The sequence below is a fragment of the Salmonella sp. 32031103-2018-00083-FB-01-SM-01 genome (assembly GCF_017571995.1).
In the GTDB taxonomy this organism is placed as follows: Bacteria; Pseudomonadota; Gammaproteobacteria; order Enterobacterales; family Enterobacteriaceae; genus Salmonella; species Salmonella enterica.
In genome coordinates this window covers 124,478-148,220 of the sequence record NZ_JAGEQL010000004.1, presented here as the reverse complement: position 1 = coordinate 148,220, position 23,743 = coordinate 124,478, and the positions used below count along the sequence as shown (strand labels likewise).

Annotated in this window: 26 protein-coding genes; 16 read left to right on the top strand and 10 right to left on the bottom strand. The window is 51.8% G+C overall.

The window, feature by feature from the left end:
* The first annotated feature begins 101 nt into the window (after positions 1-101).
* The 10 genes from prgH to avrA all read left to right on the top strand — a co-directional run bounded on the left by prgH (position 102) and on the right by avrA (position 7,735).
* Positions 102-1,280, top strand: coding sequence for a type III secretion system inner membrane ring protein PrgH (prgH, locus tag J4614_RS13415; RefSeq protein ID WP_000450196.1), 1,179 nt, complete (start codon positions 102-104; stop codon positions 1,278-1,280).
* Between the two features lie 24 nt (positions 1,281-1,304).
* A complete protein-coding gene (prgI, locus tag J4614_RS13410; protein ID WP_001143113.1) occupies positions 1,305-1,547 on the top strand; it encodes a type III secretion system needle filament protein PrgI in 243 nt (80 codons plus the stop codon).
* A gap of 18 nt (positions 1,548-1,565) precedes the next feature.
* Positions 1,566-1,871, top strand: coding sequence for a type III secretion system inner rod protein PrgJ (gene prgJ, locus J4614_RS13405; protein ID WP_138019897.1), 306 nt, complete (start codon positions 1,566-1,568; stop codon positions 1,869-1,871).
* Positions 1,868-2,626, top strand: a complete 759-nt coding sequence (prgK, locus tag J4614_RS13400; protein ID WP_000621238.1) for a type III secretion system inner membrane ring lipoprotein PrgK — start codon at positions 1,868-1,870, stop codon at positions 2,624-2,626. The genes prgJ and prgK overlap by 4 nt, the downstream gene beginning before the upstream one ends.
* On the top strand, positions 2,598-3,197 hold the full coding sequence (gene orgA / locus J4614_RS13395; RefSeq protein WP_001591231.1) for an oxygen-regulated invasion protein OrgA: 600 nt from the start codon (positions 2,598-2,600) through the stop codon (positions 3,195-3,197). Before prgK ends, orgA begins: the two co-directional genes overlap by 29 nt.
* The gene (gene orgB, locus J4614_RS13390; RefSeq protein ID WP_000916655.1) at positions 3,154-3,825 is read left to right on the top strand and encodes a type III secretion system linker protein OrgB; all 672 of its coding nucleotides are present in this window, start codon (positions 3,154-3,156) and stop codon (positions 3,823-3,825) included. Before orgA ends, orgB begins: the two co-directional genes overlap by 44 nt.
* 15 nt (positions 3,826-3,840) lie before the next feature.
* Positions 3,841-4,293, top strand: a complete 453-nt coding sequence (locus J4614_RS13385; protein ID WP_000612177.1) for a type III secretion system effector protein OrgC — start codon at positions 3,841-3,843, stop codon at positions 4,291-4,293.
* A 345-nt stretch (positions 4,294-4,638) separates the two neighbouring features.
* A complete protein-coding gene (gene hilC / locus J4614_RS13380) occupies positions 4,639-5,526 on the top strand; it encodes an invasion transcriptional regulator HilC (protein WP_058344396.1) in 888 nt (295 codons plus the stop codon).
* Positions 5,527-5,910: 384 nt separating this feature from the next.
* On the top strand, positions 5,911-6,666 hold the full coding sequence (gene sprB / locus J4614_RS13375) for a transcriptional regulator SprB (protein WP_001246662.1): 756 nt from the start codon (positions 5,911-5,913) through the stop codon (positions 6,664-6,666).
* A gap of 160 nt (positions 6,667-6,826) precedes the next feature.
* Positions 6,827-7,735, top strand: coding sequence for a type III secretion system YopJ family effector AvrA (gene avrA, locus J4614_RS13370; protein ID WP_077905364.1), 909 nt, complete (start codon positions 6,827-6,829; stop codon positions 7,733-7,735).
* Positions 7,736-7,833: 98 nt separating this feature from the next.
* On the opposite strand, the gene sitD is transcribed toward avrA, so the two are convergent.
* From sitD to sitA, 4 genes are read right to left on the bottom strand one after another with little or no spacing between them, the layout of a single operon-like run.
* A complete protein-coding gene (sitD, locus tag J4614_RS13365) occupies positions 7,834-8,682 on the bottom strand; it encodes an iron/manganese ABC transporter permease subunit SitD (RefSeq protein ID WP_000480209.1) in 849 nt (282 codons plus the stop codon).
* Positions 8,673-9,533, bottom strand: coding sequence for an iron/manganese ABC transporter permease subunit SitC (sitC, locus tag J4614_RS13360; RefSeq protein ID WP_001104336.1), 861 nt, complete (start codon positions 9,531-9,533; stop codon positions 8,673-8,675). Before sitC ends, sitD begins: the two co-directional genes overlap by 10 nt.
* Positions 9,530-10,351: an iron/manganese ABC transporter ATP-binding protein SitB gene (sitB, locus tag J4614_RS13355; RefSeq protein ID WP_000083153.1), complete on the bottom strand. Its 822-nt coding sequence runs from the start codon at positions 10,349-10,351 to the stop codon at positions 9,530-9,532. Before sitB ends, sitC begins: the two co-directional genes overlap by 4 nt.
* Positions 10,348-11,265, bottom strand: coding sequence for an iron/manganese ABC transporter substrate-binding protein SitA (gene sitA / locus J4614_RS13350; protein ID WP_000182930.1), 918 nt, complete (start codon positions 11,263-11,265; stop codon positions 10,348-10,350). The genes sitB and sitA overlap by 4 nt, the downstream gene beginning before the upstream one ends.
* 181 nt (positions 11,266-11,446) lie before the next feature.
* Here sitA and J4614_RS13345 point away from each other — a divergent pair, with 181 nt between their 5' ends.
* The gene (locus J4614_RS13345; protein ID WP_001117938.1) at positions 11,447-11,791 is read left to right on the top strand and encodes a nitrous oxide-stimulated promoter family protein; all 345 of its coding nucleotides are present in this window, start codon (positions 11,447-11,449) and stop codon (positions 11,789-11,791) included.
* Positions 11,792-11,852: 61 nt separating this feature from the next.
* Here J4614_RS13345 and flhA read toward each other — a convergent pair whose 3' ends face one another.
* The 6 genes from flhA to hypA all read right to left on the bottom strand — a co-directional run bounded on the left by flhA (position 11,853) and on the right by hypA (position 17,838).
* Positions 11,853-13,931 (bottom strand): formate hydrogenlyase transcriptional activator FlhA, encoded by a 2,079-nt coding sequence (flhA, locus tag J4614_RS13340; protein ID WP_000122691.1) that lies wholly within the window; start codon positions 13,929-13,931, stop codon positions 11,853-11,855.
* A gap of 218 nt (positions 13,932-14,149) precedes the next feature.
* The gene (gene hypE, locus J4614_RS13335) at positions 14,150-15,160 is read right to left on the bottom strand and encodes a hydrogenase expression/formation protein HypE (protein ID WP_001059959.1); all 1,011 of its coding nucleotides are present in this window, start codon (positions 15,158-15,160) and stop codon (positions 14,150-14,152) included.
* Positions 15,157-16,278, bottom strand: a complete 1,122-nt coding sequence (gene hypD, locus J4614_RS13330; protein WP_001540773.1) for a hydrogenase formation protein HypD — start codon at positions 16,276-16,278, stop codon at positions 15,157-15,159. The genes hypE and hypD overlap by 4 nt, the downstream gene beginning before the upstream one ends.
* Positions 16,278-16,550, bottom strand: coding sequence for a hydrogenase 3 maturation protein HypC (gene hypC / locus J4614_RS13325; protein ID WP_000334871.1), 273 nt, complete (start codon positions 16,548-16,550; stop codon positions 16,278-16,280). The genes hypD and hypC overlap by 1 nt, the downstream gene beginning before the upstream one ends.
* Positions 16,541-17,413 carry a hydrogenase nickel incorporation protein HypB gene (gene hypB / locus J4614_RS13320; protein ID WP_000337636.1) on the bottom strand — a complete coding sequence of 291 codons (873 nt, stop codon included), beginning with the start codon at positions 17,411-17,413 and terminating at the stop codon, positions 16,541-16,543. The genes hypC and hypB overlap by 10 nt, the downstream gene beginning before the upstream one ends.
* Positions 17,414-17,481: 68 nt before the next feature.
* Positions 17,482-17,838 (bottom strand): hydrogenase maturation nickel metallochaperone HypA, encoded by a 357-nt coding sequence (hypA, locus tag J4614_RS13315; protein ID WP_000544461.1) that lies wholly within the window; start codon positions 17,836-17,838, stop codon positions 17,482-17,484.
* A 209-nt stretch (positions 17,839-18,047) separates the two neighbouring features.
* Between hypA and hycA the strand changes: the two genes are divergently transcribed.
* The 5 genes from hycA (at position 18,048) to hycE (ending at position 23,742) form a co-directional block, all read left to right on the top strand.
* Positions 18,048-18,509, top strand: a complete 462-nt coding sequence (gene hycA / locus J4614_RS13310) for a formate hydrogenlyase regulator HycA (RefSeq protein WP_000158074.1) — start codon at positions 18,048-18,050, stop codon at positions 18,507-18,509.
* A gap of 145 nt (positions 18,510-18,654) precedes the next feature.
* Positions 18,655-19,263, top strand: coding sequence for a formate hydrogenlyase subunit HycB (gene hycB / locus J4614_RS13305; RefSeq protein ID WP_001079163.1), 609 nt, complete (start codon positions 18,655-18,657; stop codon positions 19,261-19,263).
* Complete coding sequence (hycC, locus tag J4614_RS13300; RefSeq protein WP_208293203.1) at positions 19,263-21,089, top strand: formate hydrogenlyase subunit 3; 1,827 nt, start codon at positions 19,263-19,265, stop codon at positions 21,087-21,089. The genes hycB and hycC overlap by 1 nt, the downstream gene beginning before the upstream one ends.
* A gap of 2 nt (positions 21,090-21,091) precedes the next feature.
* A complete protein-coding gene (locus tag J4614_RS13295; RefSeq protein WP_000110563.1) occupies positions 21,092-22,015 on the top strand; it encodes a respiratory chain complex I subunit 1 family protein in 924 nt (307 codons plus the stop codon).
* A 17-nt stretch (positions 22,016-22,032) separates the two neighbouring features.
* Complete coding sequence (hycE, locus tag J4614_RS13290; protein ID WP_208293202.1) at positions 22,033-23,742, top strand: formate hydrogenlyase subunit HycE; 1,710 nt, start codon at positions 22,033-22,035, stop codon at positions 23,740-23,742.
* The last annotated feature ends 1 nt before the right edge of the window (position 23,743 follow it).

Genomic DNA, 23,743 nt, shown 5'->3' with positions numbered 1-23,743 from the left:
GATTTTATTTCTCACTTTTCATTCTATTTTCATCAGGAATCCCTGTGTCCTGTGCGGTAATCTGCTGCTATCGAGAACGACAGACATCGCTAACAGTATATATGGAAACATCAAAAGAGAAGACGATAACAAGCCCAGGGCCATACATAGTTCGATTACTTAACAGCTCACTGAACGGCTGTGAGTTTCCATTGCTGACAGGCCGAACACTCTTTGTGGTAGGTCAGAGTGATGCGCTCACTGCTTCAGGCCAACTCCCTGATATACCTGCCGATAGCTTTTTTATCCCGCTGGACCATGGCGGAGTAAATTTTGAAATCCAGGTAGATACGGATGCGACCGAAATTATACTCCATGAGCTGAAAGAAGGAAATTCTGAATCTCGTTCGGTGCAATTAAATACGCCAATACAGGTCGGTGAATTGCTTATCCTGATTCGCCCGGAAAGCGAGCCGTGGGTGCCCGAGCAGCCTGAGAAGTTAGAAACGTCTGCAAAAAAGAACGAGCCGCGTTTTAAAAACGGAATTGTAGCAGCACTGGCCGGGTTTTTTATATTGGGAATTGGGACGGTGGGGACGTTATGGATACTTAACTCGCCGCAGCGGCAGGCCGCAGAGCTCGATTCGTTATTGGGGCAGGAGAAGGAGCGCTTTCAGGTGTTGCCAGGACGGGACAAAATGCTCTATGTCGCTGCGCAAAATGAAAGAGATACGCTGTGGGCTCGTCAGGTTTTAGCGAGGGGCGATTATGATAAAAATGCGCGAGTGATTAACGAAAACGAAGAAAATAAGCGTATCTCTACCTGGCTGGATACCTATTATCCGCAGCTGGCTTATTATCGGCTTCATTTCGATGAGCCGCGTAAACCCGTTTTCTGGCTAAGCCGCCAGCGAAACACGATGAGCAAGAAAGAGCTCGAGGTGTTAAGTCAAAAGCTGAGAGCGCTAATGCCTTACGCGGATTCGGTTAACATCACGTTGATGGACGATGTTACCGCCGCAGGCCAGGCGGAAGCGGGGCTAAAACAGCAGGCGTTACCTTATTCCCGCAGGAATCATAAGGGGGGCGTAACGTTTGTTATTCAGGGGGCGCTCGATGATGTAGAAATACTCAGAGCTCGTCAATTTGTCGATAGCTATTACCGCACATGGGGAGGACGCTATGTGCAGTTTGCGATCGAATTAAAAGATGACTGGCTCAAGGGGCGCTCATTTCAGTACGGGGCGGAAGGTTATATCAAAATGAGCCCAGGCCATTGGTATTTCCCAAGCCCACTTTAATTTAACGCAAATAAGGAAGTCATTATGCCAACACCTTGGTCAGGCTATCTGGATGAAGTTTCAGCAAAATTTGATACGGGCGTTGATAATCTACAAACGCAGGTAACAGAGGCGCTGGATAAATTAGCAGCAAAACCCTCCGATCCGGCGCTACTGGCGGCGTATCAGAGTAAGCTCTCGGAATATAACTTGTACCGTAACGCGCAATCGAACACGGTAAAAGTCTTTAAGGATATTGATGCTGCCATTATTCAGAACTTCCGTTAATCAGTTATAAGGTGGATTATGTCGATTGCAACTATTGTCCCTGAGAATGCCGTTATAGGGCAGGCGGTCAATATCAGGTCTATGGAGACGGACATTGTCTCGCTGGATGACCGGCTACTCCAGGCTTTTTCTGGTTCGGCGATTGCCACGGCTGTGGATAAACAGACGATTACCAACAGGATTGAGAACCCTAATCTGGTGACGGATCCTAAAGAGCTGGCTATTTCGCAAGAGATGATTTCAGATTATAACCTGTATGTTTCTATGGTAAGTACCCTTACTCGTAAAGGAGTCGGGGCTGTTGAAACGCTATTACGCTCATGATTCGTCGATATCTATATACCTTTCTGCTGGTAATGACCCTTGCCGGCTGTAAGGATAAGGATCTTTTAAAAGGACTGGACCAGGAACAGGCTAATGAGGTCATTGCCGTTCTGCAAATGCACAATATAGAGGCGAATAAAATTGATAGCGGAAAATTGGGCTATAGCATTACCGTTGCTGAGCCTGATTTTACCGCTGCGGTGTACTGGATTAAAACTTATCAGCTTCCTCCCCGGCCACGGGTGGAAATAGCGCAGATGTTCCCGGCGGATTCGCTGGTATCCTCTCCGCGAGCTGAAAAGGCCAGGTTATATTCGGCTATTGAACAGCGACTGGAACAGTCATTACAGACGATGGAGGGCGTGCTCTCCGCCAGGGTCCATATTAGTTATGATATTGATGCTGGTGAAAATGGCCGTCCGCCAAAACCTGTTCATCTGTCGGCATTAGCCGTATATGAACGAGGTTCGCCGCTTGCGCATCAGATCAGCGATATCAAGCGTTTCTTAAAGAATAGTTTTGCCGATGTGGATTATGACAACATTTCTGTTGTGTTGTCAGAACGTTCTGATGCCCAATTACAGGCTCCCGGCACACCAGTAAAACGTAATTCTTTTGCAACCAGTTGGATTGTGTTGATTATTTTGTTATCCGTGATGTCAGCAGGCTTTGGCGTCTGGTATTACAAAAACCATTATGCCCGCAATAAGAAAGGCATAACGGCTGATGATAAGGCGAAATCGTCAAATGAATAGGCAGCCATTACCCATTATCTGGCAAAGAATCATTTTTGATCCGTTATCGTATATCCATCCTCAGCGGTTGCAGATAGCGCCGGAAATGATTGTCAGACCCGCCGCCAGGGCGGCGGCAAATGAGTTAATACTGGCGGCATGGCGGCTTAAGAACGGAGAAAAGGAGTGTATTCAAAACTCACTGACGCAGCTGTGGCTGCGTCAGTGGCGCCGACTGCCACAAGTAGCGTATTTACTCGGTTGCCATAAACTGAGAGCCGATCTGGCAAGGCAGGGAGCCTTGCTTGGCCTGCCGGATTGGGCGCAAGCATTTTTGGCAATGCATCAGGGAACAAGTTTATCTGTCTGCAATAAGGCGCCGAATCACCGATTTTTACTTAGCGTCGGGTATGCACAGTTAAATGCCCTGAATGAATTTTTACCTGAATCTTTAGCACAGCGTTTTCCTTTGCTTTTTCCTCCATTTATTGAGGAGGCATCGAAGCAGGATGCTGTAGAAATGTCAATTTTGCTACTGGCCTTACAATATGCTCAAAAATATCCCAATTCCGTCCCCGCTTTCGCCTGTTGAGGGGATACTGATAAAGCGTAAAACGCTGGAACGTTATTTCTCTATTGAAAGATTAGAACAGCAGGCGCATCAACGGGCTAAGCGTATTTTGCGAGAGGCGGAAGAAGAGGCAAAGACCTTGCGGATGTACGCCTATCAGGAAGGTTACGAGCAGGGAATGATAGACGCGTTACAGCAGGTCGCCGCTTATCTTACTGATAATCAGACAATGGCCTGGAAGTGGATGGAAAAAATACAGATTTATGCCCGCGAGTTATTTTCAGCTGCGGTCGATCATCCCGAAACGCTTTTAACCGTCCTGGATGAGTGGCTGAGGGATTTCGATAAGCCGGAGGGGCAACTTTTTTTAACACTGCCAGTTAATGCGAAAAAAGATCACCAAAAACTGATGGTGTTGCTTATGGAGAACTGGCCAGGCACTTTTAATCTTAAATATCATCAGGAACAGCGCTTTATCATGAGTTGCGGCGATCAGATCGCAGAATTTTCACCTGAACAATTTGTTGAAACGGCAGTAGGCGTCATTAAGCATCATCTTGATGAACTTCCACAAGACTGCCGGACAATTTCTGATAACGCCATTAACGCACTTATTGATGAATGGAAGACAAAAACGCAAGCATTGTAAAATGGAGGTTATAAGGTGATACCGGGTACGATTCCGACTTCTTATTTGGTCCCGACAGCGGATACTGAAGCGACGGGTGTGGTTTCGTTGAGTGCCAGGGCCGCTATGCTGAATAATGTGGATAGCGCGCCTTTAAGCAATGGCGGCGACGTTGATCTTTATGATGCATTCTACCAACGACTTTTGGCGCTTCCTGAGTCAGCCTCTTCTGAAACGCTTAAAGATAGCATTTATCAAGAGATGAATGCCTTCAAAGATCCTAAAAGTGGTGATTCGGCTTTTGTTTCTTTTGAGCAGCAAACAGCCATGCTACAAAACATGTTAGCAAAAGTTGAACCGGGCACCCATTTATATGAGGCTTTAAACGGGGTATTAGTTGGTACAATGAATGCACAGTCACAAATGACCTCCTGGATGCAGGAGATTATTTTATCGGGCGGGGAAAACAAAGAGGCAATTGACTGGTGAACCCCCCATTGCTGGCGATTTGTGATAAGGTATGGTGTATATATCAGCAAATAATGCAGAAAATGCACCATGTCAGTGTGTCTATCTTATTGATGTATATGGATTATTAAGGTATCTGCCAGGCGTTTTATTCTGAAATGATTATATTAATATTGTAAGCTTCCATTACAAAATTGTGCATAAAGTTTGTAAGAGTATCTTTTTGTGACGAAATGAACGCGCGTTGGAATGTAATTATTGGCTATAATAATAAAAAAATCGGATTTAAATCATCTCTGTGAGTTTTAATTATTTGTTTATAAGAATATAACGATTTTGAGTTCCTTATAGCACACAGGATAAAATATGGTATTGCCTTCAATGAATAAATCAGTTGAGGCCATTAGCAATAATCACCTTCAACAGCCGAACAAATTTCCATTAACAAATGGATTAGCTGACGTAAGAGACTATTATGTCGCAAACTGCTTATTGTTTAAACTTAATAAAGGTAGTTTGCGAATTGAAAACGAATTTGGGGAGTTCATCGAACAATCTGCGCCGTGTTTATTTTTATTGGAAAAAGATCAAACAATCACGCTTAGTATGAGCGAAATAGAAGGGCATATTGATTTTTCTTCACTGGAAGTTTCCTATGACTTAATGCAAAAATTCTACAAAGTTTTTTACAGTACAAGAAACTATAATGATCGAGAGCTATCATTAAAAACGAAACCAAAGTATTTTTTTCATGCGGACTTGTTGCCAGGGATGAGTGATACTTTTGACTCTATTTTGCATGGTGTGGCATGTCCACGGGTTTGTAGTAACGTGAGTATTGATGATCATGATTATTCATATTTCTCATTGATGTATCTTATATCGGCATTTGTACGTAAGCCCGGTGGGTTTGATTTCCTTGAGCGAGCAATAAAAATTACGACAAAAGAGAAAGTTTATAACATTATTATCAGCGATCTCACCCGCAAATGGTCACAGGCTGAGGTGGCAGGAAAGCTGTTTATGAGCGTATCAAGTCTGAAGCGAAAACTGGCCGCTGAAGAGGTGAGTTTTAGCAAAATATACCTGGATGCTCGTATGAATCAGGCTATAAAATTATTACGTATGGGGGCTGGAAATATTTCACAAGTCGCGACGATGTGTGGCTATGATACGCCTTCTTATTTTATCGCTATTTTTAAACGGCATTTTAAGATTACACCGCTTAGCTTTATGCGTACAATGAACCATTGATTTGTGAAATTATTTTAAACGTTACTATCTGTTTGCGTTACAGATACCAAATATTTTTTTAATCGTAGTGTATATTTCAGTATCGCTACACCAGTGATATGTAGTTAATGAAAGGGAATCGAAAGCGTTCATTGTCAGACATACATGGCCACCAGGCGCCGGGCAATCGTTGTACTCTAAGAGATTACTGTAAAGTAAAACAGCAAATTTAATCATTATCAGATTTGTAAAAGGAATTCATTTCGGTAACGACATTGCGCATGTAATAACGTATCTGGTCTTATTACCTTTGTAGTAAGAAGGCGTTATCTACTTGCGCAGTAGTCGCCCAGGAAGAAAAATCATTACCGAAGCTGTGGTCAGTTTTCAAAAAAGGATAAATAAATGAGAAATGTAATTATATACGGTATTAACTGGACTAATTGTTATGCCCTTCAGTCTATTTTTAAGCAAAAATATCCGGAAAAGTGCGTTAAAACGTGTAACTCATTAACTGCACTTTTGCATTCTCTATCCGATATGCCGGACGCCGGGCTGATTTTAGCTTTGAACCCGCATGAGCATGTTTATCTTTTTCATGCGTTGCAGGCGCGGTTGCAGAACCGTAAAGTTTTGGTAGTGGCAGATCGCTTGTATTATATCGATCGCTGTGTGCTGCAATATTTTGGCGTTATGGATTATGTTTTAAAAGACGAACTATCCTGCGCTATCCGCTCGGATCGAGAGAAGCTCCGTCTTCCGGAAGCCTGGCTGCGTTTCTGCCACAGGCCACAAAAGAAAACCGTGGCTGCTACGTATGCTTTTAATGCCGGCGAGACGCCGGAAGAGGTATTGTTTAATATCAATCAATACGCCTGGTGGAATCTACCTCCCGGCGTCACTCAGGCGAAATATGCGCTGCTGATATTATTATCCTCCGGACATCCAGCAATTGAACTGGCGAAAAAATTTGGTCTGGGAACAAAAACCGTTAGTATTTATCGTAAGAAGGTTATGTATCGTTTGGGGATGGACTCTTCACCGCTATCGCTGTTCCGGGGACTGAAACTAGACGCGCATTTACAGCGCACTGCTTTTGCACATAACCCTGCTGTACCTGACGATAATTGCGCGTTACCGATTGCGGTAGGAATGAATTAAAATATTTTTTATCATTTATGACCATGTGTTGAGCTTTTATTATAAAAAAGATTTTTTGAGTAGTAATTCTTATATATAATCATCCGGAGGTGGTTGGTAACCTGGTTCAATCATTGAGGCATATTTTTGCAGGCAATATATTGAATCTGAAAAGTTAAAGATGATATTTTCGGTGCAGGAGCTATCATGTGGAGGGAAAAGTATGCTAAGTCCTACGACTCGTAATATGGGGGCGAGTTTATCGCCTCAGCCTGACGTCAGCGGGGAGCTAAACACCGAAGCATTGACCTGTATTGTTGAGCGTCTGGAAAGTGAAATTATAGATGGCAGCTGGATTCATATCAGTTACGAGGAAACCGATCTCGAAATGATGCCTTTTCTTGTTGCACAGGCCAATAAGAAGTATCCAGAGTTAAATCTTAAATTTGTTATGTCAGTCCATGAGCTTGTTTCCTCTATAAAGGAGACCAGAATGGAAGGCGTTGAATCTGCCCGATTTCTCGTAAATATGGGAAGTTCAGGTATCCATATTTCAGTCGTCGATTTTAGAGTTATGGACGGAAAGACATCGGTGATTTTGTTCGAACCTGCAGCGTGTAGCGCTTTTGGACCTGCTTTACTGGCGTTGAGGACCAAAGCAGCTCTTGAACGTGAACAACTGCCTGATTGTTATTTTGCTATGGTCGAGCTGGACATTCAACGAAGCTCTTCTGAATGCGGTATTTTTAGCCTGGCGCTCGCCAAAAAACTTCAGCTTGAATTTATGAACTTAGTAAAAATTCATGAAGATAATATTTGTGAACGTCTGTGTGGTGAAGAACCTTTTCTCCCGTCCGATAAAGCAGACCGCTATCTGCCGGTGAGTTTTTACAAACATACTCAAGGCGTACAACGATTAAATGAATATGTGGAGGCCAATCCGGCGGCGGGAAGCAGTATAGTAAACAAAAAGAATGAAACGCTTTATGAGCGATTCGATAACAATGCCGTTATGCTAAACGATAAAAAACTCTCTATATCCGCTCATAAAAAAAGGATAGCTGAATATAAGTCTTTACTTAAACCGTAATGAAATTATAAGGTTGCCTGCCAGAGGAAATCCTTCCAGCGCCATAAGACTACTCTATATTATGACCGTATGTTTCCTGAATAGCAGGCAAAAAAGTGTTAACCTTGCGCCTCTGGTACGATTTCATTACGCCTGTCGCGCCATGTTGCGTAAATAAATACCGCAATAAACACGATGGCAAATAATACCACGATGGTCGGCGCTGGCGCGCTATCAAGATAAAAAGACAGATAGACGCCCGCAAAAGCGGTAATAACTGACAGACTCACCGCTAATCCCAGCGCGCGCGCAAAGCGTCGCGTCAGCAAAATGGCAATTGCGCCGGGGGCGATAAGCAATGAAATCGACAGAATAATGCCCACCGATTTCAGCGTGGCGACGATAGTCAGCGCAATCATACATAGCAGGCCATAATGCAGTAGCGTCGTATTCAGCCCGCTGGCTTTCGCCTGGTGCGGGTCAAAAGCGTGTAGCAGGAGATCTTTCCATTTCAGCCCTATGATTAACGCAATACCCAGTGCAATAACCGACGTTTGTACGATATCCCCCAGCGATACGCCCAGCATATCCCCAAACAGGATGTGATCCAGATGCACTTCCGATTGAATAGAAACATAGAGCACCAGACCTGCGCCAAACATCCCGGAAAAGACGATGCCCATCACCGTATCACGTTTGATGCGGCTGTTATCGTCCAGATAGCCGGTCGCGATAGCGCAAAATAATCCGGCAATGAAAGCGCCAATCGCCAGGGGGATCCCCACAATATATGCCAGCACGACCCCGGGGAATACCGCATGACTCATTGCGTCGCCCATTAACGCCCAGCCTTTTAACACTAAAAACACGGACAGCAAGGCGCAGGGAATCGCCACAATGACCGAAACCATAAGGGCGTTCACCATAAAATCAAACTGAAAGGGTTCCAGTAACGTTGTTAAGAACATGTCGGCTCCTTCTGCAGGCGGGCGCGTCGACGGTTGGCTAACAGACCGTGTTTCGGGGCGAAAATAAAGGCTGTGATGAACAGTAAGGTTTGCATGACGACAATAATTCCACCCGTGGCGCCATCCAGCCAGTAGCTAAGCCATGCGCCCAGAAAACTGGTCAGGCTGCCAATCACGACGGCAATCATGAGCAGACGTGGAAAACGGTCGGTGAGTAACCAGGCCGTCGCGCCCGGCGTGACGACGAGACAGATCACCAGGAACGCCCCAACGGTTTGCAGGGCCGCCACGGTGGAGACGGACAACAGAGTGAAAAACAACAGCTTTAGTCGACCCGGATTAAGCCCGATAGAACGCGCATGGGTTTCATCGAAAAAGACGACCATTAAATCTTTCCACTTTAACAGCAGAATAGTCAGCGAGACCGCGCCGATAATCGCCAGTTGCGCAATATCCGCTGGCGCGATAGCCAGCACGTTGCCGAGAATAATCGTCTGGATATTCACCGACATCGGATTGAGCGACACCATAAAAAGGCCGACGCCAAAAAAAGAGGAGAAGATAAGCCCGATAATCGCGTCTTCTTTCAGGCGTGAGCGTTGGTTAAGAAAGAGCATACTGCCTGCCGCCAGTCCGCCGGAAAGAAACGCGCCGAGCGAGAAGGGCAGCCCTAACATCCAGGCGCCAGCGACGCCAGGCACAATAGAGTGAGATAGCGCATCGCCAATGAGCGACCAGCCTTTGAGCATCAAATAGCAGGAGAGAAACGCGCACAGACCGCCCACCATCGCGGAGACCCACATCGCGTTGAGCATATACTGGTAGCCAAACGGCTCAACAAGCCAGTTCATGACGATTTTCCTCCGCTGGCCACGCGCCGGGAAATAAAGGGGCGCTCGTCATCGGTGATGATGTGCTCTTCACCTCCGCTTAGCGCGATATGACGTAGAACGCCGCTAAACGCCTGTTCCAGATTCGCGGCGGTAAACGTGGTTTCGGTAGGGCCGCTGGCCAGTACGGTTCCTTTAATCATTACCGTATAGTCGCAAAACTCGGTGACGGAGCCGAGATTATGCGTTGAGACCAGCATCGTGCGGCCTTCATCGCGCAGTTCCCGCAGTAGATCGATGATTCGCGCTTCGGTTTTTACATCCACGCCGGTAAAAGGTTCATCCAGCAGGATTACCTGTCCATCCTGAGCGATGGCCCTGGCAAGAAACACACGTTTTTTCTGCCCGCCGGACAGCTCGCCAATCTGCCTGTGACGATACTCCTGCATATCCACCCGCGCCAGCGCGGCGTCAACACAGGCGTGATCATGCGCAGTGGGGCGGCGTAGCCAGCCCATATGGCCGTAGCGTCCCATCATCACCACATCTTCTACCAGCACCGGAAATGACCAGTCCACTTCTTCCGATTGTGGAACATAAGCAATGAGGTTTTTTTTCAGCGCCTTGTTGACTGACTGTTGCAGGATAGTGATATCGCCCTGCGCAAGATGCACAAAGCCCATTAACGCTTTAAATAACGTAGACTTACCGGAACCATTTACGCCTACCAGCGCGGCGATTGAACCGCCAGGCACCTGAAAAGTGGCGTCCCGTAGGGCGGTATGACCGTTGCGATACGTCACCGTGACCTGATCAACGGTAATCGCAGATTGACTCATTGTTGACTCCTCAGTCCGTCGTTAATGCCGTTGACGATGGTTTCGGTCGTGACGCGCAGCAGATCCAGATAGGTTGGCACAGGGCCGTCAGCGGCGCTCAGAGAATCGACATACAGTACGCCGCCATAATGCGCGCCGGATTCACGCGCGACCTGACGGGCCGGTTTATCGGAAACCGTACTCTCGCTAAAGATGGCGGGAATATGGTGCTTTTTAATGGTATCAATCACTTTACGCACCTGTTTTGGCGTCCCCTGTTGATCGGCGTTAATTGGCCAGAGATAAAGCTCTTTCATGTCGTTATCGCGCGCCAGGTAAGAGAACGCGCCTTCACTGGTGACCAGCCAGCGCTGATCGGCGGGAATTTTTTCCAGTTCGGCACGCAACGGATCGGCCATCTGGCGAATTTTCGCTTTATAGCGTTCGGCGTTTTGCTTATAGATCTGCGCATTATCCGGATCGTACTTCACCAGGGCGTCGCGAATGTTATCGACATAAATCAGCGCGTTTTCTGCCGACATCCAGGCGTGCGGGTTCGGTTTACCGTTATACGGGCCTTCGGTAATGCCCATCGGTTTGACACCGGTGGAGACGACGACTTCCGGCACGCCGGAAAGGTGCTGATAAAAGCGGGCGAACCATCGCTCCAGGTTCAGACCATTCGCGAGGATAAGCTGTGCCCCCTGCGCTCGTTTAATATCGCCGGGCGTTGGCTGATACTCATGGATTTCAGCGCCGGGCTTGGTAATCGAGCTGACTTCCGCTGCGTCGCCCGCCACGTTTTTCGCCATGTCGGCAATAACGGTAAACGTGGTGATGACTTTAAATTTCTCTTTTGCATAGGCTGGCGATAGCGCGAGTATCGCAACAATACCGGCAATCAGGAGTGTTTTCAGACGATGTAGATTCGTCATAGTATCCCTCGCAACAATGTGGTTAATTAATCATCGAATATAGCCTTTGCTATGTTATATAGCACAAGGCATGAATAAATGAAAATAATTCTTATTTGCGTAATGGCGACGATATGCAGTGATAGTGCTAAAGAGGGATAAGGTGTAAAATAAATACACCTTAATGTTCGGAGAGAACACGATGCCTGGTAAACGTATCGCTCGTGAAAAACTGACGATCAAAAAAATGATCGCGCTGTATGAAAGCCAGTGCCCACAGGCGTCAGCGGTGCAGGGGCATTACGACGCGCTGTTCGCCTACGCGCAAAAACGTCTTGATAAATGCGTATTTGGCGAGGAAAAACCCGCCTGTAAGCAGTGCCCGGTGCACTGCTATCAGCCGGCTAAACGCGAGGAGATGAAGCAGATTATGCGTTGGGCAGGTCCGCGAATGCTTTGGCGACACCCTGTCCTGACCGTGCGGCACCTTATCGACGATAAGCGCCCCGTTCCGGAATTGCCGGAAAAATATCAGCGCAAGAAGTGAAGGGGAAGCGCCAGGCCTACGGCGCGCATCATCTCCAGGCCGGATCAGATCCGGCAACCCGTTACGCTAACGCGTCTTTATCAATACCCAATCGCTTCATACGCGACAGCAGGGTGGTTCGTTTAAGCCCCAGACGCTGCGCCGCGCCTTTTGGTCCAGCCACTACGCCATTGGTCTCTTTCAGCACGCGTATAATAAGCTGATATTCATCTTCGCCTTCTTTGGCGCTTTCAGTCGCAACAGGCGAGGTATCGGGCGTTACGGCGGTAATATCCGGCAGCGACAGTTGTAGCACATTGCCGCGCGTCAGCAGCACGGCGCGCTCGACGACATTCTCCAGCTCGCGAACGTTCCCCGGCCATTCCATGCCGCTGAGCGTGCGCAGCGTTTCGGCGGGAATGCTGTCGATATTACGCCCCATTCGGCGGGCGATTTTGAAGGTGAACGCTTTGACCAGTAGTGGAATATCTTCCGGACGTTCGCGTAACGGAGGAAGCTGGATCGGAAAAACATTCAGCCGATAGTAGAGATCGTTACGGAATTCGCGATCGGCGACCATTTTTTTCAGATCGCGGTTAGTCGCGGCGATCAGCCGCACGTCGGTCTGGATCAGTTTATTGCTGCCAAGACGTTCAAACTCTTGCTCCTGAAGGACGCGCAGCAGCTTAGGCTGTAGCTCCAGCGGCATGTCGCCCACTTCATCCAGAAACAGCGAGCTTTTATCCGCCAGCTCGAAACGGCCAATCCGCTGCGCGCTGGCGCCGGTAAACGCGCCGCGCTCATGACCAAACAGATCGCTTTCCAGCAGCCCCGCCGGCATCGCGGCGCAGTTCATCTTTACCATCCTGCGTCCGCTACGTCCGCTCAGGTTGTGAATGGCGCGGGCAATCAACTCTTTACCGGTTCCCGTTTCGCCCAGAATCAGCACGGTACTGTCGCTCTGCGCCACCATCTCAACCTGCTTTAGCACGTTGTACATCGCTTCGCTGCGTCCGATGATCTCGCCAAACTCGCTGTCGACGTTATTAAGCTGCTCCGTGAGCGCCAGGTTTTCGTCGACCAGGCGTTCCTTCAGGCGGTGGATTTCCTGATAGGCCAGCGCATTATCCACGGCAATGGCTACCCGTTCGGCAATCTGACGCAGCAGCTTGAGGTTGGCGGTGGTAAACACTTTTTCTTCGCACTGGGCCAGTTTGAGCACGCCAAGCATCGTCTTGCCGGACATCAACGGCAGCAGGCAAAGCGTCTGGATCTGATTGCCCCAGGTATCGAACAGCATGCGTTCGTAGGGGGCAAGCGGATCGCGTTCGTTGAGGTTGATAAGCAGCATCTCTTTACTTTTAAAGACGCGCTCCGTGAGCGTGCCGGCTTCGTCGACTTCGCTCTGTTCGTGCGCCGGATGATGCTCATCAAGGTAGTGGGTGGAGTAGATATTCAGCTTATTTTTGCGATGGCTGCGCAACACGATGCTGATTGCGTCGATATTGAAATAGTGGTGGATCTCTTTTGCGACTTCGCTTACCAGCTCATCAATATCCAGACGCGACAGGACGGCGTTGGTAATCGCAACCAGAATACGGAAGTTATCGCGTTCGCGGCACAACAGATCATAATCGACATTATTGTTTACCCGGTTTTGAATTTGCTCGGCGACCACGCCGACAATTTGGGTAAACGTATGCAGACGGTCATATTCCTTTTCACTCCAGGGGCGATCTTCCTGACGGATGAATTCGCAGCCGCCGAAAATACGGCCCTCCGCGGCTAAAGGAAGCAGACAGTAATGACCAAATTCAGGGTAGAGGCCGCTCGCGGCAAGCTGCGGCCAGGTTTCGGTAAACTCATGGAAATTACAGTGCAATGCATCGGGGCGAGAAAGGATGCGACGTACCGGGCCGTGCGCCAGTACGGTTTCATCTTCATATTCAACAGGACGGCCATTTTCTCGCGTCGCATAATATTGTGCGCGTTGCGACTGCGCCTGCCATAGCACAATGCCGGCGCTGTCGGCGAGCGCTGAACGCTTTACCAGTTGTGAAAGCGCTTCACTGAGCGACGCCAAATCGGGCTGCTGCAATAAGGTACGAGTGATATCGAACAAGCCTTGCTGTCCAAGATCGCTCATGGGTGTATACGACATGTTGCTTTTCCAGGAAAATACCGCAAAACGGTGCGAAAACGGTAAATGAATTATAGGTATAAGTCGTAAGTTATTGCCGGATGGCTGACCGCAAACTCGCTGGTCACACACTCCGTAGGCCTGATAAGCAAAGCGCCATCAGGCGTTAATGCAGCGTTAATGCCGGATGTCGACGCAAATGCGTCTTATCCGGCCTACAGTATGCTGCCAACAGGCTGCTAGCATATACGAGGTAATGGTTCGGCGTGTGGCAAATCAAGGGTTCGCTTCACGCCATAGAGTCCGGCTAAGCGAACGCCTTTGCGTTCCACGACTTCGCCAATCAGCGCTGCATCACGTCCCAGCGGATGCGCGCGTAATGCCGCCAATGCCCGATCTGCGGCCTGCCGTTCAACGGCAATCACCAGTTTTCCTTCGTTGGCAAAGTTCAGGGCATCCAGCCCCAACAGCTCGCAGACGCCGCGCACGGCAGGTTTGAGCGGCAGTGCGGATTCGGACAATTCAATACCGTAACCGCAGGACGCCGCAAACTCATGGGCGACCGCATTCACGCCGCCGCGCGTGGCGTCACGCAATGCCTTCACTCCGTCAATATGACGCAGCGTCTGAATAAGCGGCGTTAATACTGCGCAGTCGCTCGCCAGCTCGCCATCCAGCCCCAGTTGCTCACGCAGGTTGAGGATAGTGGCGCCGTGATCGCCAAGCGTACCGCTGACTAACAGCACATCGCCAACGCTCAGCGTTTGCGCGCCCCAGTGAATATCGGCGGGAATCGCCCCCATGCCGGCAGTGTTGATAAACAATTTATCCGCCGCGCCGCGCTGCACAACTTTGGTGTCGCCGGTTACAATGGCGATACCCGCTTCCCGCGCGGTCGCCGCCATGCTATTGACCACGCTTTTTAATGTCTCCATCGGCAGCCCTTCTTCAAGGATAAAGCCGCAGGAGAGATAGCGGGGGATCGCGCCGCTCACCGCTACGTCGTTCGCCGTACCGCAAATCGCCAGTTTGCCGATATTGCCGCCGGGGAAAAAGAGCGGATCGATCACATAGCTATCGGTAGAAAACGCCAGACGGTCGCCCTCCGCCGTCAGTTGCGCCAGCTCCAGACGCGCCTGATCTTCTTGTTCCGCCAGCCACGGGTTGGCAAAGGCCTCCATAAACAGGCTATTAATCAACTGTTGCATAGCCTGGCCGCCGCTGCCGTGGGCGAGTTGTATATTGTTCAAACTTCACACTCCTGCTGACGATACTGATACCAGGCGGCGCATGCGCCTTCGGAAGAGACCATCAGCGCGCCAAACGCGGTCTCTGGATTACATGTTTTACCAAATAGCGGGCACTGATGCGGCTTGCATCTGCCGGTCAGCACTTCGCCGCAGCGGGCGCGCGGATCGTCATAGACCTGCTGCGGCGCTGGGCGGAAATGCGCTTCGGCGTCAAAGCGCTGATACTCTGGCGTCAGGTGGACGCCGGAGGATTCAATCACGCCCAGACCGCGCCACTCGCTATCGCCATTAACGCAGAACACATCGGCGATGGCCTGCTGCGCCAGCATGTTTCCGGCATCCGGCACCACGCGACGGTATTGGTTTTCAACCTGGCTTAGGGCCGCTATTTTCTGCTCAACCAGCATGACCACGCCTTGCAGTAGATCAAGCGGTTCGAATCCAGCCACCACCAGCGGGCGATTAAAATCGGCGGCGATAAACTGGTACGCCTCGGTGCCGATGACCATGCTGACGTGGCCTGGCGCAAGAAAGGCGTCAATGCCGTTGTCCGGCTGCTCCAGTAGGCTACGCAGCGTCGGGATCAGCGTAATGTGCTGGCAGAAAAAGTAGAAGTTTCGCACGTCACGCTGTTTTGCCTGCTGCAGCGTGATGGCGGTGGTCGGCATGGTGGTTTCAAAGCCCAGCCCGAAAAATACCACTTTGCGGGTCGGGTTATCCTGCGCCAGCTTCAGCGCGTCCATCGGAGAGTAAACAATACGGACATCCGCGCCGCGCGCTTTAGCCTGCAACAGAGACCCCTGTTTCCCCGGCACGCGCATGGCATCGCCAAAGGTGCAGAAAATCACCTCCGGATGGCTGGAGATTTCCACGCAACTGTCGATGCGTCCCATCGGCAGCACGCAGACCGGACAACCGGGGCCATGAATAAACTCCACGTTTTCGGGCAGTAACTGATCGAGACCAAATTTAAAAATCGCGTGGGTATGACCCCCGCAGACTTCCATAATGCGCAACGGACGTTCGGCAGTGTAAGGAAGAAGGGCGGCGCGTTCACGCAGGTGTTCAATGAGCTGCATTACCTGTTCCGGCGCACGGTACTCGTCAACAAAACGCATTATCTCTCCTCACCATACAGCAGTGCGCCGACGTCCGGCTCAACATCAAACATATTTTGTAGCGCGTCGAGCGTGTCGCGCGCTTCCGCTTCGTTAATGACGCTCATGGCGAATCCGACATGAACCAGCACCCACTGACCCAGACGCGGCTGACCGTTTTCATCACAACTGCCAACTAATGTGAGATCGACGTCGCGCTGAATGCCGCAGACGTCAACTTTTGCCTGATTGCCGTCAATGGCGCGGATTTGACCCGGCACGCCTATGCACATCGCTGCGCCTCCAGCCAGGCCAGCCACTGATCCATGCCTTCGCCGCTGGTGGCGGAAATCAGGATAATTTCAATCTCCGGGTTCACTTCACGCGCGCTGGCGATGCACTTCTCAACGTCAAAATTGAGGTAGGGCAGCAGATCGACTTTATTGAGCAGCATGAGCGACGCAGCGGCAAACATATGGGGATACTTCAGCGGCTTATCTTCACCTTCGGTCACGGAAAGCACTGCGACTTTATGCTTTTCGCCCAGATCGAAGCTGGCCGGGCAGACGAGATTACCGACGTTTTCGATAAACAGAATACCGTGGTCATCCAGCGGCAGGCGCGGCGCGGCGTCGGCGATCATTTGCGCGTCAAGATGGCAGCCTTTACCGGTGTTGACCTGAATGGCGGGCGTGCCGGTAGCGCGGATGCGGGCGGCGTCGTTCACTGTCTGCTGGTCGCCTTCAATCACCGCGCACGGTACACGGTCTTTCAATTTCATCAGCGTTTCGGTCAGCAGGGTGGTTTTACCGGACCCGGGGCTGGACACCAGGTTGAGCACCAGTTGCTGGCGGGCGGCAAAACGGGCGCGGTTGCGCTCAGCCAGACGATTATTTTTGTCCAGCACGTCGATTTCAACCTCAAGCATCCGCCGCTGACTCATACCAGGCGCGTGGGTTCCGGCTTCGCCGTGGCCGTAATGCAGATCGCCTTCTGCGGTCTGACTTGGGGCAAAGTCAGGCGTTTTAATGCCGGTAATATTCAGCGCCGGGCGGGCCGCTGGGGCAAAGGGCGCGCTACGAAACGCTGAGTGCGGATTATGTTCATCGCCTTCTATATAAAGGTTGCCTTCAGCGCAACCGCAAGTCGTACACATCGCTTACTCCTGATCTTTTTCTTGTTACAGGCTTTCTGCCGGATGGCGACGCGAGCGCCTATCCGGCATTAATCTTCAGTTTCATCAATCTCTATGCGCCGAATTTGTAAGCCGTCATCGGCCACAATTCGCAGCGTATCGCTATGACATTGCGGACAACGACGTACACGGTGGGTTAACAACGTGACATATTGTTGACAATGCTCACACCAGCATTCGGCTTCCTGTTCTTCGAGGTGCAGTTTACAACCTTCTGCTATCGTGCCGCGGCATACCAGATCAAAACAAAAGGAAAGAGCGCTGGTTTCCACGCAAGAAAATGCGCCAATTTTGATCCAGACGGCTGTCACACGTTTTGCACCGTATGCTGAAGCCTGTTGTTCAATCAATTCCAGTGCCCGTTGGCAGAGGGTGATTTCGTGCATATCGCCTCCCGTAGTGGTTGCCCCTGTAAAGCAATATTTATGCCAATATTTTTATCCCCTGGCAGGTTAATGTCGACGATGACGAAATGACATGTCGTCACCGCGTCGAAACGGCAGTAACTGCGCTCGTCTGCCATTAAAAACAACAAGTTAAAAATTGGCATGGAAAATGCTTAACGCAGGCATCTCTGTTAAACGGGTAACCTGACATGACTATTTGGGAAATAAGCGAAAAGGCCGATTACATCGCGCAACGGCATCGTCGCCTACAGGACCAGTGGCATATTTACTGCAACTCGCTGGTTCAGGGGATCACCCTCTCGAAAGCGCGCCTGCATCACGCAATGAGCTGCGCGCCGGAAAGGGATCTTTGCTTTGTCCTGTTTGAGCACTTTCGTATTTACGTCGCGTTGGCGGATGGTTTTAACAGCCACACCATTGAGTACTACGTTGAAACCAAAGATGGCGAAGATAAGCAATTGATTGCACAGGCGCAGCTCGATATCGACGGCAAGGTTGATGAACGGGTTAACAACCGCGATCGCGAGCAGGTGCTGGAGCACTATCTGGAAAAAATCGCCAGCGTTTACGACAGCCTCTATACCGCTGTAGAAACCAACTCGCCGGTTAATTTGCGTCAATTGGTAAAGGGTCACAGCCCGGCGGTATAAGCCTGAGGCGTTGCCCGCTTTGATTCGCGATGTGGCGTTGCGCCATGTCATGAATGTTTTGGGGATGGGCGTGTCGATAAGTGTCGAAAATGACATTTCAACGGCATGTTTTCGTCAAAAATGACAATCACCTGAGGAATGCCTGGTGAATCGTTTTGTAATTGCTGACTCCACTCTCTGTATCGGCTGCCACACCTGTGAGGCCGCCTGTTCAGAGACGCATCGCCAGCATGGCCTGCAGTCAATGCCGCGCCTGAAAGTGATGCTGAATGAAAAAGAATCTGCGCCGCAGCTTTGTCACCACTGTGAAGATGCGCCATGCGCCACGGTATGCCCGGTTAACGCGATTAATCGCGTTGACGGCGCTGTCCAGCTTAATGAAAGCCTGTGCGTGAGCTGCAAACTGTGCGGTATTGCCTGTCCGTTTGGCGCTATTGAGTTTTCCGGCAGCCGTCCGCTGCATATTCCGGCGAACGCCAATACGCCGAAAGCGCCGCCCGCGCCGCCAGCGCCTGCGCGCGTCAGTACGTTGCTCGACTGGGTGCCGGGCGTACGCGCTATCGCGGTGAAATGCGACCTGTGCAGCTTTGACGAGCAAGGCCCGGCCTGTGTGCGGATGTGCCCGACTAAAGCGCTACACCTGGTGGATAACACGGATATCGCCCGCGCCAGCAAACGTAAACGTGAGCTGACGTTTAATACCGATTTTGGCGATCTCACCTTGTTTCAGCAGGCTCAGAGTGGGGATGCATAATGAGTTCACTTTCACTGATTACTAGCGGCGTCGCGTGGTTTGCCGCCGCCGCCGTTCTGGCGTTTCTGTTTTCGTTTCATAAAGCGCTGAGCGGCTGGATTGCCGGTATCGGCGGCGCGGTCGGCAGCCTGTGTACGGCTGGCGCGGGGTTCACCGCGCTGGCCAGCGCCGTTACGGTGAGCGGCGTGATGCCGTTTACCGGTCACATGCTGCAAATTACGCCGCTGAATGCTATCTGGCTGATTACGCTGGGGCTGTGCGGTCTGTTCGTCAGCCTGTTCAATATCGACTGGCATCGCCATCCACAGGTAAAAGCCAACGGACTGTTGATCAACCTGCTGATGGCGGCAGCCGTCTGCGCCGTGGTCGCCAGTAATCTGGGGGCGATGGTGGTGATGGCGGAAATCATGGCGCTCTGCGCCGTGTTCCTCACCGGCGGTAGCAAAGAGGGCAAACTGTGGTTTGCGCTGGGCCGTCTCGGTACGCTGCTGCTGGCAATCGCCTGCTGGCTGGTGTGGCAGCGCTACGGCACGCTGGATCTGGGGCTGCTGGATCAACGCGCTCAGCAACTGCCGCTGGGCTCCGATATCTGGCTGCTCGGCGTTATCGGCTTTGGTCTGCTGGCCGGGATTATCCCGCTACACGGTTGGGTGCCGCAGGCGCACGCCAACGCCAGCGCTCCCGCCGCCGCGCTGTTCTCGACCGTGGTGATGAAAATCGGGCTGCTGGGCATTCTCACGCTATCTCTGCTTGGCGGCAATGCGCCGCTGTGGTGGGGCGTGGCGCTGTTGGTGCTTGGGATGATCACCGCCTTTGTCGGCGGTCTGTACGCGCTGATGGAGCATAACATTCAGCGCCTGCTGGCCTATCACACGCTGGAAAATATCGGCATCATTTTGCTCGGTCTGGGCGCAGGCGTTACCGGGATTGCTCTCAATCAGCCGGTACTGATCGCGCTGGGTCTGACCGGCGGGCTCTATCACCTGCTGAACCATAGCCTGTTTAAAAGCGTGCTGTTTCTGGGCGCGGGCAGCATCTGGTTCCGTACCGGTCACCGCGATATCGAAAAACTGGGCGGTATTGGTAAACGGATGCCGGTTATTTCTATCGCCATGCTGGTCGGTCTGATGGCGATGGCCGCGCTGCCGCCGCTGAACGGCTTTGCCGGCGAGTGGGTGATTTACCAGTCCTTCTTCAAACTGGGCAACAGCGGCGCGTTTGTTGGTCGTCTGTTAGGACCGCTGCTGGCGGTTGGCCTGGCGATTACCGGCGCGCTGGCGGTGATGTGTATGGCGAAAGTGTATGGCGTGACGTTCCTTGGCGCGCCGCGCACGAAGGAAGCTGAAAACGCCAGCTGCGCGCCGATCCTGATGGGCGTCAGCGTGGTGGCATTGGCGATTTGCTGCGTACTGGGCGGGGTTGCCGCGCCGTGGCTGCTGCCGATGATTTCCATTGCGGTACCGTTGCCGCTGGAAACCGCGCACACCACCGTATCGCAGCCGATGATCACGCTGCTGTTGGTCGCCTGTCCGCTACTGCCGTTCATCATTATGGCGATGTTCAAAGGCAACCGTCTGCCGTCGCGTTCTCGCGGCGCGGCCTGGGTGTGCGGCTACGACCATGAGCAGTCGATGGTGATTACCGCGCACGGTTTCGCCATGCCGGTGAAAGAGGCCTTTGCCCCGGTACTTAAACTGCGTAAATGGCTGAACCCGGTATCGCTGGTGCCGGGCTGGCAGAACGCGGCGGCCGCGGTGCTGTTCCGTCGTCTGGCGCTGATTGAGCTGGCGGTGCTGGTGGTGATTGTGGTTTCACGAGGAGCCTGAAAATGAGTGTGTTTTATCCGTTAATTCAGGCGCTGGTGCTATTTGCCGTTGCGCCATTGCTGTCCGGTATTACTCGCGTGGCGCGCGCCCGTCTACACAATCGCCGAGGGCCGGGCGTGTTGCAGGAGTACCGCGACATTATCAAACTGCTCGGTCGTCAGAGTATTGCGCCCGCGGATTCCGGCTGGGTTTTTCGCCTGACGCCGTTTGTGATGGTCGGCGTGATGCTGACTATCGCCACCGCGCTGCCGGTCGTCACCGTTGGATCTCCGTTGCCGCAACTGGGTGATTTAATCACCCTGATTTATCTGTTCGCGATTGCGCGCTTCTTCTTCTCTATTGCAGGCCTGGATACCGGCAGTCCGTTCACCGCGATCGGCGCCAGCCGTGAAGCGATGCTCGGCGTGCTGGTGGAGCCGATTCTGCTGCTGGGTCTGTGGGTCGCCGCGCAGGTGGCGGGTTCAACTCATATCAGCAATATCGCCGATACCATTTATCACTGGCCTGTCGCGCGTAGTATTCCGCTGATTCTGGCGCTGTGCGCCTGCGCCTTCGCCACCTTTATCGAAATGGGCAAGCTGCCGTTCGACCTGGCGGAAGCGGAGCAGGAGTTGCAGGAAGGGCCGTTGACCGAATACAGCGGTAGCGGCTTTGCGGTGCTGAAATGGGGCATCAGCCTTAAGCAACTGGTGGTGCTGCAAATGTTCGTCGGCGTGTTTCTGCCGTGGGGACAGATGGAAACCTTCAGCGCAGGCGGACTGTTGCTGGCGCTGGTGATTGCCGTCGTCAAGCTGATTGTCGGCGTACTGGTGATCGCCCTGTTTGAAAACAGCATGGCGCGACTGCGTTTTTGCGCCACTTCACGCGTGACCTGGGCCGGTTTTGGGTTTGCGTTTTTAGCCTTCGTCTCCTTGCTGGCGGCGTGATTTAAGAGAGTTTGAGCATGTCTGAAGAAAAATTAGGTCAACAATACCTTGCGGCGCTGCACCAGGCGTTTCCGGGCGTCGTGCTGGACGAAGCCTGGCAGACCAAAGATCAGCTGACTATTACGGTAAAAGTGAACTATCTGCTGGAAGTGGTGGAGTTTCTTTACTACCAGCAGGGTGGGTGGTTGTCGGTGCTGTTCGGTAATGACGAACGCCAGTTGTGCGGCCACTATGCCGTTTATTACGTGCTGTCGATGGAGCAGGGCACGAAGTGCTGGATTACCGTCCGCGTTGAAGTGGATGCCAATAAGCTGGAATTCCCATCCGTTACGCCGCGCGTGCCGGCTGCCGTGTGGGGTGAGCGCGAAGTACGCGACATGTACGGTTTAATCCCGGTCGGTCTGCCGGACGAGCGCCGTCTGGTGCTGCCGGACGACTGGCCGGATGAACTCTATCCGCTGCGTAAAGACAGCATGGATTATCGTCAGCGCCCGGCGCCGACCACCGATGCGGAAACCTACGAGTTCATTAACGAGCTGGGTGACAAGAAAAATAACGTGGTGCCGATTGGCCCGCTGCATGTCACTTCCGATGAACCGGGCCACTTCCGTCTGTTCGTCGATGGCGAAAACATTATCGACGCCGACTACCGTCTGTTCTATGTCCACCGCGGCATGGAAAAACTGGCGGAAACCCGTATGGGCTATAACGAAGTGACGTTCCTGTCGGATCGCGTGTGTGGTATCTGCGGCTTCGCGCACAGCACCGCCTACACCACTTCCGTGGAAAACGCGATGGGCATTCAGGTGCCGGAACGTGCGCAAATGATCCGCGCTATTCTGCTGGAAGTGGAACGTCTGCACTCGCATCTGCTCAACCTCGGCCTGGCCTGTCACTTCACCGGCTTTGACTCCGGCTTTATGCAGTTCTTCCGCGTGCGTGAAACCTCCATGAAGATGGCGGAGATACTGACCGGCGCGCGCAAAACTTACGGTCTGAACCTGATCGGCGGGATTCGCCGCGATCTGCTGAAAGAAGACATGATCCAGACCCGTCAACTGGCGCAGCAGATGCGTCGTGACGTGCAGGAGCTGGTGGACATGCTGCTGAGCACGCCGAATATGGAACAGCGTACCGTGGGTATCGGCCGTCTGGACCCGGAAATTGCCCGCGACTTCAGTAATGTCGGCCCGATGGTGCGCGCCAGCGGCCACGCCCGCGACACCCGCGCCGATCACCCGTTTGTCGGTTACGGTCTGCTGCCGATGGAAGTACATAGCGAGCAGGGCTGCGATGTGATTTCTCGTCTGAAAGTCCGTATCAACGAAGTCTACACCTCTCTGAATATGATCGATTTCGGTCTGGATAATCTGCCGGGCGGCCCGCTGATGGTGGAAGGCTTTACCTATATTCCGCACCGTTTTGCGCTCGGCTTCGCTGAAGCGCCGCGTGGTGACGATATCCACTGGAGCATGACCGGCGACAACCAGAAGTTGTACCGCTGGCGCTGCCGTGCGGCGACCTACGCCAACTGGCCGACGCTGCGCTATATGCTGCGCGGCAACACCGTCTCCGACGCGCCGCTGATTATCGGCAGCCTCGACCCGTGCTACTCCTGTACCGACCGGATGACCGTGGTCGATGTGCGTAAGAAGAAGAGCAAAGTCGTGCCGTACAAAGAACTTGAGCGCTACAGCATTGAGCGTAAAAACTCGCCGCTGAAATAAG